Source organism: Niveispirillum cyanobacteriorum (genome assembly GCF_002868735.1).
GTDB classification, from domain to species: domain Bacteria; phylum Pseudomonadota; class Alphaproteobacteria; order Azospirillales; family Azospirillaceae; genus Niveispirillum; species Niveispirillum cyanobacteriorum.
In genome coordinates this window covers 2,679,241-2,697,615 of record NZ_CP025611.1, presented here as the reverse complement: position 1 = coordinate 2,697,615, position 18,375 = coordinate 2,679,241, and the positions used below count along the sequence as shown (strand labels likewise).

Here is an 18,375-nt window from a genome sequence, read left to right as displayed (position 1 = left end):
GCCGATGGTCACACACCAAAGAAGTAGAAGCAGGCCCCGCACCCCTGGCGATTTGACTAGACCGCCCGCCTGTTCCACAGTGCCGCCCCCGTTGCCGCCTGGAGCCAAGCCCATGCCCATCGCCGACCTTGCCGCGCGTGTCCGCACCGGTGACCGGCGTGCCCTGGCACAGGCCATCACCCTGGTGGAAAGCACCCGGCCCGACCACCGCGAACAGGCCGAAGCATTACTGGCGGCCCTGCTGCCCCATACCGGCAAGGGCGTGCGTATCGGCATTTCCGGGGTGCCCGGTGTCGGCAAATCCACCTTTATTGAGGCGTTTGGCCTGCATGTCATCGGCCAGGGGCACAAGGTCGCCGTGCTGGCCATCGACCCGACCAGCCAGCGGACCGGCGGCTCCATCCTGGGCGACAAGACCCGCATGGAGATGCTGTCGCGCGACATCAGCGCCTTCATCCGCCCGTCCCCCGCCGGCACCACCCTGGGCGGGGTGGCACGGCGCACGCGCGAGGCCATGCTGCTGGTAGAGGCTGCCGGCTTTGACGTGGTGATCGTGGAGACAGTGGGGGTGGGGCAGTCGGAAACGGCGGTGGCCGACATGGTCGACCTGTTCCTGCTGCTGCTGCCGCCGGCGGGCGGGGATGAATTGCAGGGCATCAAGAAGGGCATTGTCGAACTGGCCGACATGATCGTCGTGAACAAGGCCGATGGCGATCTGGCCAATGCCGCCCGCCATGCCGTGGCCGAATATCGCCACGCCCTGTCGCTGCTGCGGCCTGCCAACGCCAACTGGCGGGTGCCGATCCTGTCCTGTTCGGCGCTGAACAATCTGGGCATCGACAGCATCTGGGACGGGATCGGGCAGTATCGGCGCATCTTGGGCGATGACGGGTCCATCGCAAAGCGGCGGGCCGAACAGGCACAGGCATGGATGTGGAATGAAATCCGCGAAAGCCTGATCACGGCTTTCCAGGCCGACCCGGCGGTGCGCGCCGAACTGTCGGGCCTGGAACGCGCTGCCGCCGACAGCAGCGTCACGCCGGGGGCGGCGGCGCGCCGGTTGCTGGACCTGTTCCGGCATCGCTAAGGACGCGGAATAAACATCCGCCCCTTGCCAATCCGGTCATTCCGCCAAACTATCTTGCATGGAACTGACCGCTACCCCACCCCCGACATCCCCTTTGCCTCTGCGCCGGCCCGTGCTGACGCATTTGCTGGCGGCTGTTTGCGCGCTGCTGGCGGTGGCGCTGCCGCTGGGGCCGGCGCTGGATTTGCCGGGAACTTATGCGGTCTTCTGCCTGTTGGCCTTTATGCCAGCCGCCTGGTTCGCGCTGACGCGGCTGGATCTGCACCGGGCACCCGAATGGGGGCACGCCAACCGGGTCACGCTGTTGCGGTCGGTCCTGCTGGCCCTGGTGGGGGGCAGCCTGCCCTTCGTCCATGATCTGGACGCAATGCCGGCCTGGGTCCTGTCGGTGATTGCCGTCACGGCGCTGGTGCTGGACGGGGTGGATGGTTGGCTGGCGCGCCGGCAGGGCTTGTGCAGCCCCTATGGCGCCCGGTTCGACATGGAAATGGATACGGTCGCCATTCTCTATCTCTGCCTGCTGCTCTGGCTGTCAGGCGAGGTGGGGGAATGGGTGCTGCTGGCGGGGCTGCTACGGCCCCTGTTCGTGGTGGCGGGACGGGTCTGGCCCTGGCTGGACAATCCCCTGCCCTTCAGCCAGCGGCGACGTCTGATCTGCATGGTGCAGGTGGGCGTATTGGCCGTCTGTGCCACGCCGCTGCTGGGGCCGCCGCTGACCGGCGTTGCGGTTGGCGCAGCCCTTGCGCTTTTGCTTTTCTCTTTTACCGTCGATACGGTTTGGCTGCACAGCCACCGTCATGACGGTGGTGGGACGAATAATGGATAGCATGGTTCTGGAATACGCCTCCGCCGATCACGCCACCCCGCCGGACCACGCGGCCCAGCGGGCCGTGGATCGTGCCCTGTCCGAATTGCGGCGGGGTGAGGCGGTGGTGATCACGACAGAGGCCGGTACGGCCCTGCTGGCCTTCGCCGCAGAGGCGGTGACCACCCAGGCCCTGAACCATCTGGCCCAACTGGCGGGCACGGCCCCGTCCCTGGTTCTGACGGGACAGCGCGCGGCGGCGCTGGGCCTGGATGTGCCGCTGGACCGGCCTGTCCGCGTGTCTCCGCCCGCCGGCCTGACCGCCGATCTGGTGCGCGACCTGTCTGACCCGACGCGGCCCCCGCGCACGGCAAAACCCACCGGTGCTGTCAGCCTGGAGGGCGGGGCCGAAGGGGCGGCCACCATCCTGGCGAAGATCGCCCGCCTGCTGCCTGCCGCCATTGTCGCCGACCTGCCCGCCGGACGTGGTGGCATGGTCGATGCCGCCGGCTTTGCCCGCCGCCATGACCTGTTGCTGGTCCGCGCCGCCGACATTGTCGATTACCGCCGCCGCTCCGCCCGCAGTCTGGCCCGCGTGGCAGAAGCGGCGGTGCCGCTGGAAGATGCCGAACGCACCCGTATCGTGGCTTTCCGCCCCACCGATGGCGGGCCTGAACATCTGGCCATCGTCATCGGCGACCCGACACCGGGACAGCCGGTCCTGGCTCGCCTGCATTCGGAATGTTTCACGGGCGACCTTCTGGGCTCGCTGCGCTGTGATTGCGGTCCGCAATTGCGCGGGGCCATCCGGGAAATCGCGCAGGCCGGACAGGGCATCGTGCTGTATCTGGCACAGGAAGGGCGCGGCATCGGCCTGATGAACAAGCTGCGCGCCTACCGGCTGCAGGATGGCGGGTTGGATACGGTGGACGCCAACACCGTGCTGGGCTTTGACGCCGATGAACGCGTCTATCTGCCGGCCTCCACCATGCTGCGCCAACTGGGCTTCACCCAGGTGCGGCTGATGACCAACAATCCCGACAAGATGGCGCAACTGGCCGCCAGTGGCGTGGAGGTGGTGGAACGTGTCCCCCACATCTTCCCCGCCAACGGCCATAACGAGGCCTATCTGCGCACCAAGGCGGAAAAGTCGGGGCATTTGTTCTGAACGGTTTCCGGTTTATCGGAAACCGTTCCGGCGGCGACTGCCGCCGCGCTGCACGTGCGGCGTAAGATAAGCTGCGCACGCAGCGCCGGCGCTTGAGGAAAACAAAAAGCCCCCGCCACCCGGCAAATTCCGCCGCCCTGCACTTGGCACGCGACCTGCATTGATCTTTCCGAACCGGGAGGATCACCATGCCGCCAAGCAGCATCCATATGGACCATGTCCGCGCCAAGACGCAGCACCTGCAGGCCGCGTCCATGGATAGCGCCAAGGCGGCGGACAAGCCGGCGGAGAACAGCGAGGGCATGTCCTTCTGGGATGTGTTGGATGTGGTGAACCCGTTGCAGCACATCCCCGTCGTCAACAAGATCTATCAGGCTGTCACCGGCGACACGATCCGCACCCCGGCCAAGGTGGCGGGTGCCGCCCTGTTCTTCGGCCCCGTGGGTCTGGCCGTGGCCAGCGCCGATGCCATCCTGGAAAAGGAAACGGGCAAGGATGCGCTGGACCATGTCGCCAGCACCCTGGGCCTGGAGAAGGATGCCGCCCCGGCGGAAGACGACCCCTTCACGGTCACCGCCCCCCGCCCCACCCGAACCGCCGACGCCGCACCGGCTCCGCAGGAGGCCCCCGCCGCCAGCGCCGCAACCGCCGCACCGGCCCCCGGTGGCCCCGTGGAACTGTCCAGCGGTCAGGCGGCATTGCTGGAAAGCCTGATGGGTGGTGGGCAATCCCTGCCCAGCGCGCCCGGCGCCGCGGCAGCCCTTGCCGCCACTGCCCCCGCCACAGTCGCGGGCCCCGCTTCTCTGCCCATGGCCGCCCTGACTACCAAGGCACCCGCCACCGTCCCCACCTCCATCAGCGCGCATGCCCCCGCTGCCGGTGGCATTGCCACCGCGCAGCAGTTGAAGGACCTGGAAAGCACGCCCGGCGCATCTGCCGCCCTGACCGCCGCGCGCGGCATGGGCACTGCCGCCGTGGTAGCCAGTCTGCCGGCCCCCGGTGCTGCCGGGTCGGGCGACAATCTGCTGACCGCGATGAGCCAGGAACAGGCCGCCCCGGCCCGCGCTGGCAAGGGTCTGGCCGAATATCGCGCCGCCGCCATCTCCGCTGGCTCCATGGGGGTGAAGCCGATCGTGGCCTCCCGCGCCAACCAGATGGCCCGCAATGTCGGCGGCAACATGCCGGGCGCCGCTGTCCCCGCCATGCCGAAACAGGTCGCGCAGCCGCAGGCCTCGACGGTCACCAACGTTCAACCCGTTGCCGCCCAGCCGCAGGCCGCACCGGCCCCGACCAACAGCCCGGCACAGGTCCAGGCACAGCAGCCAGCATCCTGGCCCCCCGGCGGTGCCGCCCCCCTGCCCAAGGAACTGATCGCCGACATGATGAGCCGCGCCATGGACAAGTATGACAGCCGCCCCCGCACCGGCGGCACCAACACCGACACGGTGCATTGAGGGGTCGTATCGGGCAATCGCGTTTAGGCCACTAAAGGGGCCAACGCATTCATCGCCTTTCCTTACGCCGACAAGGCATCCGGCTCCACCACGCGGTGGCGTTCGGATGTCAGCACCTGCCGGACCAGCGGCTGGGCACGCAGGCAGCGGGCGATATAGTCGCTTTCATCGCGGGTCAGGGTGCGGACCTGCACATCGACATGCAGGCATTCATCCGCCTCGAAATGCCGGGCCTGGACCGAGGCGGGCACCAGCCCGCGCTTGGCGAAGAACTCCAGCACGCGGGGCAAGGCCCCCGGATCGGGGTCGGCCAGCACCGCAAAACAGGCGGTGCGGTTGGGGTCGGTGGGGCGGGCCTCGGCTGGCGGCGGGGCCAGCACAGGCATCATGGCGGCAGCACTATTCATGGCCGTCACTCCGCCGCAACGGAAGCGGGGGCTTGCTTGCTGGCCCCGCGCATTTCGGGACCAACAGACAGCCGGTCCAGATCCGCCCGCTGGAAACAGCGCGACAGCACACCGACCGGATCGGCCATCGACCCGCCATCATCGGCGGGCACCAGCATGGCGAAAGCGCGCGTGGAACGGGCCGCGCGCATCGCCGCCTCCACCGCCTCGTCCAGCCCCACGCCGGGTAGCTTCTGCCAGGGCACCGGGGTAATCACACCGCCCGCCGCACGATGTACCGCCAGCGCAATCTGGGCGCCGGTGGGGTCGCGATAGACGGTCAGGCTGGCGGGGTGTTCCTGGGTGCTCATCTCCGGCTCCAAAATCCATGGGTTCCCGCTTGTGCGGTGCAATAACCATAGGGCAAGCGCCGGGGTATTTCTTTGCAAGTTTCGTCCAAATGACATAGTTTGCGCATGTGTAATGCGTCAAACGGCAAACATGGGGATAAATCATGCAAGCATCGCCAAAGCCGCTGGACGGTCTCGACTGGCGCATCCTGGATCAGTTGCAGCGCGACGGGTCCGCCACGGCGGCCGAGGTGGCTGAGAAGGTCGGCTTGAGCCAGAGCCCCTGCTGGCGCCGCATTCAGCGGCTGGAGGAGGATGGGATCATCAAGCGGCGCGTGGCCCTGCTGGACCGCAAGGCCATTGGCCTGAACGTGCTGATCTTCAGCCATGTGAAGCTGGAGGCGCATAGCGGCGACCTGCTGACCGATTTCCGCGAGGCCATCCGTCGCATTGCCGAGGTTCAGGAATGTTTCGTGCTGATGGGACAGGTCGATTTCATGCTGCGCATCGTGACCAAGGATATCGAGGCCTATGAGGCGCTGTTCTTTGAGAAACTGTCAAAGCTGCCGGGCGTGCGCGAAATCAACAGCATGATCGCGGTATCTACCGTCAAGGAAACCACGGAACTGCCCTTGCCCGGTCTGGCGGGGTGAAGCCAGGGGTGCGGATGCGCCCGCCCGGCGGTTGAGGGAACACTTACCGCGACGCGACCAGGGTGCGTTCCAGCATCTCGGCCTTGACGGTGCCGGTATCGGTGCTGGCTGTCTGGTTCCCCCGGCTGGCATTGCCGGCGGCGACGCCCGCCATGACCAACAACAGGGCCGTGGTCAGCACCAGACCCATGGCCGACAGCTTCTGACGGTCCAGGCGGGAAAGAGTGCGGTCCAGGGTGCGATTGGTCATGGCGGTCATCCTTCCATCAGGAAGTCGACAGACCGGTTCGGGGCGGGAAGCCGGCGCTGTCGACCCCCGCAGAACAACAGCCGCTCTGGGCAGGTTCGGGACGGGATTGGGGCCATTTGGCGGCAGGCTTGGCAAAAAATTCGGGCGGGCCGCTTGCGACGGCCCGCCCGGTATATTCTTGCCCGCTCTCCTCGTCATCCCGGCGACAAGCCGGGACCCAGGGGCCAAGCGCCCAACCTTTCAGCGGCGATGCTCAACGCAAGCGGCCAGCAGTTAACCCGTTACCCCTGGGTCCCGGCTTGTCGCCGGGATGACGAAGGGGGCGAGTTAGCGAGCAGAGAACCGCCGCCTTACCGATCCAGCGCCGCGTCGATCATCGCCACCGTCTCCTTCACGCCGTAGAGCGCGATGAAGCTGCCCATGCGCGGGCCGGTGGTCTGGCCCAGCAGCACCTCGTACAGCGCCTGGAACCAGGTGCGCAGTTCGGTGAAGCCATGCTTCTTGCCGACCTCGAACACCTGATTCTGCAACTGGTCGGCGGGCGTGTCGGTGGCGATCTCGGCCAGCACGGCGCGCAGCTCGGTGATGGCCGCCCGCTCCTGCTCGCTGGGCGCGCGGTACTGTTTCGTGGGCTTCACGAAATCCTGGTAATAGGTAACGGCGTAACCGACCAGCTTGTCCAGGAAGGGGGCCGTCTCAGGGCTGGCACCCGGCGCATAGCGGCGGATGAAGCCCCACATCACATCGGCACTTTCGGCGTTCGCGGCACCGGCGAGGTTCAGCAGCAGGCCGAAGGTCAGGCCGGCGGTGCCCTTCACCTCGTTCGGGACCACGCCATTATGGATGTGGTGGACAGGGTTCTCCAGCTTTTGGGCCGCTTCCAGCGCGTCGAACTTCTCCACAAACGTCAGATATTCATCGACGGCGCGCGGGATCACATCGAAATACAGCTTCTTGGCCGCGCGCGGCTTGTTGAACATATAGAGCGCCAGACTTTCCGGCGGGGCATAGCGCAGCCATTCTTCCATCGTCAGGCCATTGCCCTTCGACTTGGAAATCTTCTGCCCCTTCTCGTCCAGGAACAGTTCATAGTTAAAGCCGTCGGGCGGGGTGCCGCCCAGGATCTTCACGATCTTGCCGGCCAGCTCGACCGAGGGGATCAGGTCCTTGCCGGCCATTTCATAATCAACACCCAGCGCCAGCCAGCGCATGGCCCAGTCGGGCTTCCATTGCAGCTTGACGGCCCCGCCGGTGACGGGCGTCTCCACCTTCTTCCCGTCCTCATCCTCATAGACGATGGTGCCGGCATCGACATTGCGTTCCAGCAACGGCACCTGCAGCACGCGGCCCGTGGACGGGCTGACGGGCAGGAAGGGGCTGTAGGTCGCCTGACGCTCGGCCCCCAAGGTGGGCAGCATCACGGCCATCACCTCGTCGTAATGGCGCAGGACGGCCAGCAATGCGGCATCGAAACGACCGGACGTGTACCAGTCCGTGGCCGACTGGAATTCATACTGGAAGCCGAAACGATCCAGGAAATCCCGCAGCATGGCGTTGTTATGATGGCCGAAGCTCTCGAACTTGCCGAACGGGTCGGGCACCTTGGTCAGCGGCTTGCCCAGATGCTGGGCCAGAAGCTCGCGGTTGGGCACATTGTCGGGAACCTTGCGCAGCCCATCCATATCGTCGGAAAAGGCGAACAGGCGCGTGGGCACGCCCGGCAGCAGCCGTTCAAAGGCCCGGCGCACCATGGTGGTACGCGCCACCTCGCCAAAGGTACCGATATGCGGCAGGCCCGACGGGCCATAGCCGGTTTCAAACAGGACATAGCCTTTGGGCGGGGCTTTGCCACCAAGACGCGCCACCAGCTTGCGCGCCTCCTCAAACGGCCAAGCCTTCGCCCCAAGCGCCAGTTCCTGTTCGCTGCTCATCTCGTGATCACCAAAGAAAGAAAAACAAGGCGGCAACCCTAGGGAAAAGCCCGGGATGGGTCAATGTGTGGGGGGGCCGGGTCCGTTATGCAAGGCGGGGCCGCAATTCAGGGCCCATACCTGACCAGATATATAAAAGCGCCAGCAACAAAATTGGCGGCCAAACCAAGGGCCAGCAGGGTCAGCCTGACAATCATGTTGCCGGCAACACCGAACGGCGGGCGGGCCAGCCCGGCACCGGCAAGGGCAAACAGCACGACCAGCACATAATGCAGTTGTTCGATGGATCGATAGCTGCCTACCGCCACACTCAGCAGATAGCTGATAACGCAGAATGCGAAAAAGCAGAGCGCAGCCGGCCCGACCGAGCGCCACAACCGTGACCACATGTCCGTCACGTGCTGCAAGGCCTCGTCTGATATGTACCAGCCCGCCTCATCCACCCGAAACTGCTCCCCTTTTTCCGACGGTGCATCCATCCCTAACAACCGGTCCAAGACTGCCAGGATGATGCCGACGTCACGGTCGTGTGCCTCGTCGACCCCGAACCGGAACCGCTCCCCCTTTTCCGGCAGCGCATAGGTCCCGAACATCCGATCCCAGAGGGCCAGTGCCGTGCCGAAATTCCGGTCGCGGTGCTGGTCTGCGCTGGAATGGTGAAGCTGATGCATATGAGGGGAGATCAGCCATCCCGACAGGGCGCGCGGAAACGGCATGGGCACGGGGCTGTGCCGAAGATGCGCGAAGGCCAGGCCCCAGGCCAGCATGAAGATATTGACGCCCAGCACGGTCAGGGCCGGCACCTCCGCCCCCGCCAGCCCCGCCACCAATCCCAGCCCCAATCCCTGCCCGATCATATTGCCCGACAGATGCACCACCTGCTCCCACGGCCAGAAGCGAAAGGCGGTCAGCGGAGTCAGGACGGGTGGGGCGTGGTGCAGCTTATGGCTCTGCCACAGCCAAGGCACCGCATGGAACAGCCTGTGGGTCCAGTAGAGCGCGAAATCGCCGGCCACAAAGGCGGCAAGGGCGGCCAGCAGCAGCAGCGGCCATTCCGGCGCCCCTATCGCACCGACACCCAGCAGCGCCCCGACAAAGGCCGCCGCCCCCTGGCTGGCGATCAGCGACAGGGCGAACAGCAAGGGTGACAGCAGAAATGGCAGGGCCGAATTGGCGATGAAGCAGCCCGCATCAACGGGCAGTTCACGCCAGTAATCCGCGGCCCGACCCCACAGCGCGCGGTCACGCCCGAACCAGACGGCCCCGACCAGCCCGACGGCCAGACCCGGCCACCACAGCACCGATTCCGGTGCCGTCAGCAGGCTGGCCCAGGATAAAATCCAGTCCTCAAGAGCCTGATCCAAGGCCGACTTCGTCTGCGCCATGCCCGATGCGTCCCTTCAGGTGACGGGACGCCAGGATGACAGAAGCGGCAGCGGGGGCCAAGTGCAGCCCCCTTGGATCACGCCGCCGGCTGGTCGCTTTCGCCCGGATCGCCGTCGGCCATGCCGTCATCGCCGCCTTCGCCTTCGTCGCCGTCATAGCGCGGCACATGCTGGCGGGCGCGGCCTTCCTGCTCGTTGATCTGGCAGATGATGCGATAATAATGCTCGGCATGCTGGAGATAGTTCTCCGCCGCCACCCGGTCGCCGGATGTATGGGCATCACGCGCCAACGCCTGATACTTTTCATAGACCTGGAAGGCGTTGCCACGGATACGGACATCCGGGCCGCTGCTGTCGAAATTCTGGTGACGCAGCGGCATGTTCTGACGGCGATTACCGCCGCCACCATTATTGCCACCGCCGTTACCACCACCGCCATTGCCACCGCGGCCACGCCGCCGCTGCTGATTATTGGGTCCCTGTCTCATTCGCTATATGCTCGGCCCCTGGTTATCGAAGCCCCCGGACACCATGCCGTCCCGTCTTATCCGTTTTTATCGGCCTTGACCTGTTCGGGCGGCGTTTGATCGCCCTGCCCTGGGACGCATAAGCCCCGGTCCGAGGGCTTTGCCACGGCAGGCGCCCCACGCGCTGCTGCCGTCCGATGCGGACCCTAGCGATACTCGCCTTGCATTCCAAGGGTTTTTTACGGATGCGTAACGGCGGCAAGACGAATTTATCTGTTCCCTCAAGCGCCGGGCGCCGCGATCGGGCGGCTTGGGCTCGACAAGGCACGGGCCGCGCGGCGGCGGTTGCCGCGGTAACCGACGGTCAGCCATCCCGACCGTCGGTATCGCAGAGCCGCCCGATCAGGCCGGAACGCGGTGCAGGCCGCACAGCTTGTTGCCCGCCGGGTCGCGCAGATAGGCCAGGTACAGCTGCATCTCACCCATGGTGCGCAGGCCCGGCGGGTCCTCGCAGGGGGTGCCGCCATTGGCGATGCCGGCGGCGTGCCAGGCATCCACCTCTTCGGGCGACTTGGCGCCAAACCCGATGGTGCCGCCATTGGCACCGGTGGCCGGCTCGCCATTGAGGGGCTTGGTAATGCCGAGCACACCCGTGGGCGTGCGATAAAAGACGCGGCCCTTGGGATCGTAATAGCCGGGTGCTATGCCCAGCGTCGCCAGGGTCGCATCATAGAAAGCCTTCGATACCTCGATATCATTGGCACCGAGAATGACATGGCTGAACATTTCCGCCCCCTCCTTCACGATCCGCCGTGCATATCCGCCGGCCTGTCTGGGGAGGGGGAGGATAGGGAGCCACCGACACTGCCGTCAATCGCGGCCAGAACCCCGACCCATGGTCACCCGGTCGCGGTCGCCCAGATCGCGCACAGTGACCACCCCCGCAAATCCGGCCCCGCGCATCAGGTCGGCCACCGCCGGCCCCTGATCGGCCCCATGTTCAAACCCCAGCAGCCCGCCAGGCGACAGCAGCAGCGGCAGCACGCGCACCAGATGGCGATAGGGGTCCAGGCCATCCGCCCCGCCGGCCAGCGCCCGCCACGGCTCAAACCGCGCCACCTCCGGCGCCAGCCCCGCGATATCGCCATCGGGGATATAGGGCGGGTTGGAGACAATAATGTCGAACGGCCCACCCAGCGCATCCACCCAGGACCCCGCCACAAACGCCGCCCGCCCCGACAGGCCCAGCGACACCGCGTTCCCTCGTGCCACCATCGCCGCGTCGGGCGACAGATCGACCCCCACCCCGAACGCATGTCGATATTCCGACAGCAGCGCCAGCAGAATGGCCCCGGTCCCGGTGCCCAAATCCAGAATCCGCCAGGCCCGCCCCCGGTCGGGACAGGATTTCAGCACCGCTTCCACAAGCGTTTCCGTGTCGGGTCGGGGGATCAGGGTTTCCGGACCCAGCGTCAGGGTCAGGCCCCAGAACTCCCAATCGCCCAGGATGCGCTGCACCGGCTCGCGCGCAGCGCGGCGTTCCACCAGCGCGTTGAACGCCGCCACCTGTTCCGCCGTGCCCATCAGCCCGTCGGGCCGGCGCAGGCGGGAAACGGGAATGCCAAAGGCTCGTTCGGCCAGATAGAGCAGGTCCAGCCGCGCCTCTTCCACGCCCAGCGCCGTCAGGCGCTGTTCGGCATCGCGCAGCAGGATGGACAGATCGGTCATGGCGTTGCCCCCTTCCCCCCGCGTCGTCGCCGCCGTCCGGCCCGCGCCGGGACCGGTGCCGTCATCATCTTTTCCTTCAGCCCCGCCAGCGCGGAAAAGGGATTATCGGCATCCACGCGCACCCTCTCCACCGCCTGGGCCATCGGCATGTCGGGCTTCCGCCGGACCCAGATATCGGGTGCCGGCTCCTGCCCTTCCACCGAAGGCGGCTTTTTCCGCAAGCGCCAGCCCAGCGCCGTCAGGATGGATGGAACCTCCGCATTGGCACAGGCGGCCAGCGGGGCCAGCCCTGACAGGTCGGTCAACCGCCCATCGCCTGACCGGTCAGCAATCATCTGCATCAACCGGTCGGCCATATCCACCCGCACGGCCCTTGGCCCCAGCGGCAGGTAACCGGCGGCGCGCAGCAGACCGTCGTCCATCCCCTCCCGCACCACCGAAATCCGCCCCGGCGGCGGCAACGACACTGGCAGCGCCAATCCCTGCTTCACCGCCCAGAGCAGGCCCAGCATCGCGGCGGCACGCGGTTTGATCAGGCCCGGTAGATAGATCTGCCCTACCCCAAACCGCACGCCCAGCCGTTCCAGTGCTGCCCGCTGCGGCTTATCAATCCCCGGCAGCAGCCCCGCCACCGCCTCACGCGGCAATATCCCGGCGGCCTCCGACAGTTGGAACACCACGCCGCGCGCCGCGCCCGTGATCTCCGCCGCCTCCAGCCGGACCAGCGGCGCCAGATCGGCACGCACACGGGTCCCCACGAACGCCAGCAGCCGTGCCCGCACCCGCTCCCGCTGCACCCCTTCCAGCAGATCATCGCGCAGCAACCTTACCGACGGCGACAGCAGCCGCTCACCGGCCACCAGCCGCCCAACCTCCACCCCGTCCCAGCGCAGAACCCCGTCGGTGTCGAGGGCAAAGGCCGTGTCCCCCGCCCCCTCCAGCGCCGCTACCCGGCGTGCAATCTCCTCACGCAGGGCCCGGCGCGCGGCGGTCATCAAGGTGGGGGCGTCGTCGTCGCCGACATCGGCCTGCATCTCAAACCCCAGACCGCGCAGCGCACCCACCGCATGGCCTTCCACCATGACCGTCCCGTCATTGGTGACGAACCCCGTCAGGTCGCGCCCGGTACGCAGAGACTTCACCAACCCGGCCGAGCGCTTATCGACAAAGCGCTGGGTCAGCCGTTCATGCAGCGCGTCCGACAGCCGATCCTCAATCCCGCGCGTCAGCCCCTGCCAATGCTTGGGATCGGTGACCCAGTCGGCGCGATGGCTGATATAGGTCCAGGTGCGGATATGGGCGATGCGCGACACCAGCGTGTCGATATCCCCATTCAGATTATCTAGCCGCTGCACCTGCGCCACCACAAAGTCGGTGGGCAGCCGCCCGCCGGGTGCCATCAGGTGACGGTACAACTGACCCAGCAGCCTTGTATGTGCATCCGTCATGGTCTTGCGGAAATCCGGGACCTGACAGACCTCCCACAGCATCTTCACCCCGCGCGGCCGGCGCGTCAGGCCCATGACCTCCGCGTCGCCGGCCAGGGCCTTCAGCGCCTCCACATCATCGGCGGGCCGCGCCCGGATCAGCAGGGGCGAGGGCGAGGGCGCTTCCAGGCTGCGCAGCAGCCCGTCCACCGACCGCGTATCCAGTTCACTGTTACGCCAGCTCAGTTGCTGCAAAGGCGGGAACGTATGGTTCTCCACCGCCTGCACGATATCATCATCCAGGGGGGAACAGTCCCAGGTGGTGCCAAAGGTGCCGTCCGTCTGGTGCCGCCCGGCCCGCCCGCCAATCTGCGCCACTTCCGGGGCCGTCAGGCGGCGCGGGCGCTGCCCGTCGAACTTGTTCATGCGGGCGAACCAGACATGGTCCACATCCATGTTCAGGCCCATACCGATGGCGTCGGTCGCCACCAGATAATCGACATCGCCCGCCTGATACATGGCCACCTGGGCATTGCGGGTACGGGGGCTCAGCGCCCCCATCACCACCGCCGTGCCGCCGCGCGAGCGGCGCACCATCTCGGCCAGTTGATAGACCTCGGTGACCGAAAAGGCCGTGACAGCACTGCGCGGCGGCAGCTTGGTCAGCTTCTTGTGCCCCCCGAAACTCAGCTTGGAAAAGCGCGGGCGGGTGATGATCTCCACCTTGGGGATCAGCCTCAAGATCAGGGGCCGGATCATGTCCGAGCCTAAGAACATCGTCTCTTCCCCGCCGCGCGCATGCAGCAACCGGTCGGTGAAGATGTGCCCGCGCTCCGCATCGGCACAAAGCTGGATTTCATCCACGCACAGGAACGCCACCTGCCGTTCCAGCGGCATGCTTTCGACCGTACAGACCCAATAGCGTGGGGCCGGCGGGATGATCTTCTCCTCCCCCGTCACCAGGGCCACATGATTGGCCCCCTTCATCCGCACCAGCTTGTCATAATTTTCGCGCGCCAGGAGACGCAGCGGGAAGCCGATCATGCCGGTCGCATGGGCCGCCATGCGCTCCATGGCCAGATAGGTCTTGCCGGTATTGGTGGGGCCCAGCACCGCCAGCACCCGGCCACCCGTGGCCGTCGCCAGCCCCGCCGGATGGGAAGGATTTGCGCTCATGATGCTTATCCATGGGCGGACGCCTGTGATAATGCAAGCCCGGCCATGGAAAAGCCATCTGTGCGGGTCAGATCATCAGGCATGAAGAAAGCGCTTCTCCTCCTCGCTACGCTCGCCGCCCTGGCCCTCTCCCCCGCCGCGCCCGCCGGGGCCAGCCCGGAACAGGCAGCATCCTTGAAGGATATGCTGACCCGCCGCCTGGGCGAGTCGGCGGTCAGCCGTGACCGGTTGCATGTGGAGCGCGTGCCCGATGTGGCCGTGACGGAAAAGGCGGGCCTCTATCACTTGCGCATCCCCATCCTGCGCCTGGCCGCCAATGATGGCTGGATGGTGGAGGCGCCATTGGTGGAGGGCGACGCCACCCCCCGGCCCGACGGGTCCTGGCAGTTGAAACTGCGTCTGCCGCAGGGGCTGACGCTCTATGGCGGCAATGGTTTTCGGTTAGGCGATATTGCGCTGGCCCGGCAGAACCTGAACCTTGTCATCAGCGGCGATGGCCGCTCGCTGCTCTCCGCCGATCTTGATATCGGCAATGCCAGCTTCAAGCCCGCCCTGGGGGCCGGTACCGGTTCCCTGTCGGCCCTGCGCCTGATCCTGACACCCAAATCCATGAAGGATGGGGTGTGGAGCGGGCGTGTGTCCCTGGCGCTCGATGGTCTGTCGCTGAAGGACCCGATGGGCATTGACCGGCTGGCGGTGCAGCGTCTGCGTCTGGATGGCGGGGCCGATGGTCTGGACATGCGCCGCATGGGCGACTTGCTGGCCAGCGGTGACCGCGCCCATTTGGACCGTATCGCCCGCACCGCCGACCTGTCCGCCGATATTGCCGGCTTCCGTCAGGTGCGTGACGATGGCACGCGCAGCGCGCTGGAGATGGGCAAGGGCAAACTGACCCTGTCCGGCCTGTCATCGGCCAAGGCTGCCCTGTCGCTGGACTGGACGCATGAGGGGCTGAACCATACCGGTAACCGCCTGTCCCCCGACCTGCTGCCCGTCCGCGCCAGTATCAACCTGACCGGCACGGCCCTGCCCAAGGCGCTGTTGACCGGGGCCAAACCGGCCGATGGCTGGACCCCTTCCCTGGCGGCGGCGGGCAGTACCATCAAACTGTCCAAACTGACCCTCTGGAACCCCAACTCCACCATCCTGGGCCAGGGCGATTTCCGCTTCGGTCCCGGCAATGCCAACGGCGTGACCGGCAACGCCACCCTGTCGCTACGCGGCGTGGACAAGATCATCACCGGCATCAATCAGTCGATGGGCGCCAATGGTGCCGCCCTCGCCATCGGCCTCTACGCGTTGCAGGGCCTGGGCCGCCCCGAAGCGGGGCCGATGGGCACCACCCACCAATACGCCCTGACCATCACGCCCCAGGGGCAAGTCACCCTGAACGGCACCGACGCGAGCAGCCTGTTCCGGGGCCTGATGGCGGTGAATTAAGGGCACCGTGCCCCACCGTCATCTTCTACTGTCGTCATCCCGGCGAAAGCCGGGACCCAGGGTCCACACGCCCGACCGCCGAACAATCTTTCACCTGTCTGCGACAAACTTTGATCTTGCGGCTCCTGGGTCCCGGCTTTCGCCGGGATGACGAGAAAGTGCCCCTGCTCAACCCCATTTATGGAATATTTTCCTATAAAATGCTAGGATCACGCTCCCACACCGCTACGGAGCGCGCGCCATGCAACCCAACCTCGAAGGTCTTTCCCTGCGGCAGCGTCAGGATGCCATCCGCGCCGCCATGGCCGCCAACGAAGGCGGACCGGCGGCGTCCCGCTCGGCCCCCAACGATTTCGCCGCCAGCAGCCCCCGTCTGATGGCAGGATATAAATCCCGCGCGGCGGATGAACCGACCTGGGCCAAGATCGCCTTTCACCTGGCCGCCGGCGTGCCCATCATCAAGATCGCGGAACATTACAAACTGTCGCGCACCACCATCTGGCGCGCCATCAGCCAGTCGCCCAATCTGCGCCGCCGCATCGCCGAAGAACGCGCCCTGATGCGGCGGGAAGCGGACAGCCGGTTCGTGGCCATGCGCGAACTGGTGGTGGACACGATCTACCGCGCCGTGGCCGACGGCAATCTGCGCGCCACGCTGTGGGCCGCCGAACGGCTGGGCATTGGTGACACCCTGCTGCAACAGGCCGAAAAACCGCCCAAGCCCGGTTATGCCCGCATGCCCCAGGGCTGGTGGCCCAGCGCCACCCAGGAAGGGGCCATCCTGGCCGACCTCGCCACCCCACCCGGCCCCGACACGCCTTTGCCCATCATGGAAGAAAGCCCCGCGCCAGAGCCCCAAACCGGCCTGCGCCCGCCAGGGCCGATCCGTCCGGCGGTGGCGGCACGACCCGATCCCCTTCCGCCGTCATCCCAGCCTTCCTCTTCATCCCCCCTTCCTTCGTCATCCCGGCGAAAGCCGGGACCCAGGGGCCTCACGCCCGACCCCACCGCCCTAAATCCGACCAACGCCTCGGAAACGGATGGTGCCCCTGACCCCTGGGTCCCGGCCTTCGCCGGGATGACGAAGGGGGATGAATTGACGGAGCGCGCGGCGGGGGGCGTCGCAAAACCACCTCAAAAGCGTACCCACCCCTACCGCGCCACCAACCGCCCTCACCCCAACCCACCCCGCACACCCCGCCGTGCAGCACCCATCCGCCACCCGCAAACCTCCGTCCGCCTGCTGGCCTGGCTTCTGCACAACAGCCGGCCCGACGCCGACGGCCCCGACGGCATCCCCGGCCTCACCGCCGCCCGCCTCGTGGCCCACGCCAACTGGCTCGCCCTGAAAGGCAAACACCGCGACCTAGACTGAAACCACCCGAAAACCCCGTTCCACATGTTTCACAGGGTTAACGCCATCGATCCACGCCGCCCTCCACGCAACGATGTTGCGCCGCACACATGCGAATCCCACCGGTCCGAACTGTGACGGATGCGTGACGCCACGCTGACACGGGCTTGACACCCCTTATACTCTGCGCGAGCATAAGGGAGAGTAATGCTCAATTCGAGCATAAGTCCCTGTCGGAGCCGCTACGATGTCCGCCCCCCTCGACCTGTCCTACAGCCCTGAAGTGGCAGAGGCCACCAAGCCGATCTATGACCGGGTCAAGGGTGTGATCCCCGAGGTGGAATGGCCCTTCCATGCCCCGTTGGTGGCCGCCATCAACCGGCTGAAGAAGGAGCGGAATGCCGTCATCCTGGCGCATAACTACCAGGCGCCGGAGATTTTCCACACCGTGGCCGATATCGTGGGCGACAGTTTGCTGCTGGCCCGCAAGGCCGCAGAAACCGATGCCGACGTCATCGTCCTGGCCGGTGTGCATTTCATGGCAGAGACGGCGAAGATCCTGTCGCCGGAAAAGACGGTTCTGATGCCCGCCATGGATGCGGGCTGCTCGCTGGCCGACAGCATCACGGCGGCGGATGTCCGCCTGCTGCGCGAACGTTATCCGGGCGTGCCCATCGCCACCTATGTCAACACATCCGCCGCCGTGAAGGCGGAAAGCGATGTCTGCATTACCTCTGGCAACGCGGTGGAGGTGATCAACTCCCTGCCCGGTGACGAGGTCCTGTGCATTCCCGATGAATATCTGGCCAAATGGGTGGCGACCCAGACGACAAAGAAGGTCATCGCCTGGAAGGGCCATTGTGAGGTGCATGAGCGGTTCACGGGCGAGCAGCTGAAGGCTTACCGGACCCAGTTCAAGGGCGACATCACCATCATCGCCCATCCCGAATGCCCGCCCGATGTGCTGGCAGAGGCGGATTTCGTCGGCTCCACCGCGAAGATGCAGGATTATGTGGAGGGTCAGCAGCCCAAGCGCGTGCTGCTGATCACCGAATGCTCCATGGCCGACAATCTGGCGGCCACCAACCCGGCGGTGGAGTTCGTGCGCCCCTGCAATCTCTGCCCCCATATGCGCCGCATCACCCTGTCGAACATCCTGGAAAGTCTGCAAACCATGCAGCCCCAGGTCCATGTCGACCCCGCCATCGCCGGCCGCGCCCGCCAGGCGGTGGAGCGGATGCTGGAAGTGGGGAAGAAGTGAGGACCCTCGTCGGGGGGAAGAGCACAGTACCGTCGGGCATTGCCCATGCCCGA

The 18,375-nt window shown here is 66.3% G+C and carries 17 protein-coding genes; 8 read left to right on the top strand and 9 right to left on the bottom strand.

Features of this window, described 5'->3' with window-relative positions; all coding sequences use genetic code 11:
• The first annotated feature begins 112 nt into the window (after positions 1–112).
• The 4 genes from meaB (at position 113) to C0V82_RS12520 (ending at position 4,514) form a co-directional block, all read left to right on the top strand.
• Positions 113–1,087, top strand: coding sequence for a methylmalonyl Co-A mutase-associated GTPase MeaB (gene meaB / locus C0V82_RS12535; RefSeq protein WP_102112639.1), 975 nt, complete (start codon positions 113–115; stop codon positions 1,085–1,087).
• 58 nt (positions 1,088–1,145) lie between these two features.
• Complete coding sequence (locus C0V82_RS12530; RefSeq protein ID WP_158659897.1) at positions 1,146–1,913, top strand: CDP-alcohol phosphatidyltransferase family protein; 768 nt, start codon at positions 1,146–1,148, stop codon at positions 1,911–1,913.
• Complete coding sequence (gene ribA, locus C0V82_RS12525) at positions 1,906–3,060, top strand: GTP cyclohydrolase II (protein ID WP_370466043.1); 1,155 nt, start codon at positions 1,906–1,908, stop codon at positions 3,058–3,060. The genes C0V82_RS12530 and ribA overlap by 8 nt, the downstream gene beginning before the upstream one ends.
• 188 nt (positions 3,061–3,248) lie before the next feature.
• Positions 3,249–4,514, top strand: coding sequence for a hypothetical protein (locus tag C0V82_RS12520; RefSeq protein WP_102112636.1), 1,266 nt, complete (start codon positions 3,249–3,251; stop codon positions 4,512–4,514).
• A gap of 62 nt (positions 4,515–4,576) precedes the next feature.
• Here C0V82_RS12520 and C0V82_RS12515 read toward each other — a convergent pair whose 3' ends face one another.
• Positions 4,577–4,921, bottom strand: coding sequence for a hypothetical protein (locus C0V82_RS12515; RefSeq protein ID WP_245924084.1), 345 nt, complete (start codon positions 4,919–4,921; stop codon positions 4,577–4,579).
• Positions 4,922–4,926: 5 nt separating this feature from the next.
• Positions 4,927–5,271, bottom strand: coding sequence for a hypothetical protein (locus C0V82_RS12510; RefSeq protein ID WP_102112635.1), 345 nt, complete (start codon positions 5,269–5,271; stop codon positions 4,927–4,929).
• A gap of 143 nt (positions 5,272–5,414) precedes the next feature.
• On the opposite strand from C0V82_RS12510, the gene C0V82_RS12505 reads away from it, so the two are divergent.
• On the top strand, positions 5,415–5,903 hold the full coding sequence (locus tag C0V82_RS12505; RefSeq protein WP_102112634.1) for an Lrp/AsnC family transcriptional regulator: 489 nt from the start codon (positions 5,415–5,417) through the stop codon (positions 5,901–5,903).
• Between the two features lie 43 nt (positions 5,904–5,946).
• Here C0V82_RS12505 and C0V82_RS12500 read toward each other — a convergent pair whose 3' ends face one another.
• The 7 genes from C0V82_RS12500 to C0V82_RS12470 form a co-directional block, all read right to left on the bottom strand.
• The gene (locus tag C0V82_RS12500; protein ID WP_158659896.1) at positions 5,947–6,153 is read right to left on the bottom strand and encodes a hypothetical protein; all 207 of its coding nucleotides are present in this window, start codon (positions 6,151–6,153) and stop codon (positions 5,947–5,949) included.
• Positions 6,154–6,503: 350 nt separating this feature from the next.
• Positions 6,504–8,084 (bottom strand): lysine--tRNA ligase, encoded by a 1,581-nt coding sequence (locus C0V82_RS12495; protein ID WP_102112632.1) that lies wholly within the window; start codon positions 8,082–8,084, stop codon positions 6,504–6,506.
• A 107-nt stretch (positions 8,085–8,191) separates the two neighbouring features.
• Positions 8,192–9,469 (bottom strand): sterol desaturase family protein, encoded by a 1,278-nt coding sequence (locus C0V82_RS12490; RefSeq protein WP_102112631.1) that lies wholly within the window; start codon positions 9,467–9,469, stop codon positions 8,192–8,194.
• 77 nt (positions 9,470–9,546) lie between these two features.
• Positions 9,547–9,957, bottom strand: coding sequence for a DUF4167 domain-containing protein (locus C0V82_RS12485; protein WP_102112630.1), 411 nt, complete (start codon positions 9,955–9,957; stop codon positions 9,547–9,549).
• Between the two features lie 381 nt (positions 9,958–10,338).
• Entirely contained in the window at positions 10,339–10,722 is a 384-nt protein-coding gene (locus C0V82_RS12480) for a VOC family protein (protein WP_102112629.1), read from the bottom strand.
• A gap of 84 nt (positions 10,723–10,806) precedes the next feature.
• Positions 10,807–11,664, bottom strand: a complete 858-nt coding sequence (prmC, locus tag C0V82_RS12475) for a peptide chain release factor N(5)-glutamine methyltransferase (protein ID WP_102112628.1) — start codon at positions 11,662–11,664, stop codon at positions 10,807–10,809.
• Positions 11,661–14,267 carry a helicase-related protein gene (locus tag C0V82_RS12470; protein ID WP_245924083.1) on the bottom strand — a complete coding sequence of 869 codons (2,607 nt, stop codon included), beginning with the start codon at positions 14,265–14,267 and terminating at the stop codon, positions 11,661–11,663. The genes prmC and C0V82_RS12470 overlap by 4 nt, the downstream gene beginning before the upstream one ends.
• An 81-nt stretch (positions 14,268–14,348) precedes the next feature.
• Here C0V82_RS12470 and C0V82_RS12465 point away from each other — a divergent pair, with 81 nt between their 5' ends.
• From C0V82_RS12465 to nadA, 3 genes are all read left to right on the top strand, one after another.
• Positions 14,349–15,707 (top strand): hypothetical protein, encoded by a 1,359-nt coding sequence (locus C0V82_RS12465; protein ID WP_102112627.1) that lies wholly within the window; start codon positions 14,349–14,351, stop codon positions 15,705–15,707.
• Positions 15,708–15,948: 241 nt separating this feature from the next.
• Positions 15,949–17,082, top strand: coding sequence for a hypothetical protein (locus C0V82_RS12460; protein WP_102112626.1), 1,134 nt, complete (start codon positions 15,949–15,951; stop codon positions 17,080–17,082).
• 226 nt (positions 17,083–17,308) lie between these two features.
• Positions 17,309–18,322 (top strand): quinolinate synthase NadA, encoded by a 1,014-nt coding sequence (nadA, locus tag C0V82_RS12455; RefSeq protein WP_102112625.1) that lies wholly within the window; start codon positions 17,309–17,311, stop codon positions 18,320–18,322.
• Positions 18,323–18,375: the final 53 nt, after the last annotated feature.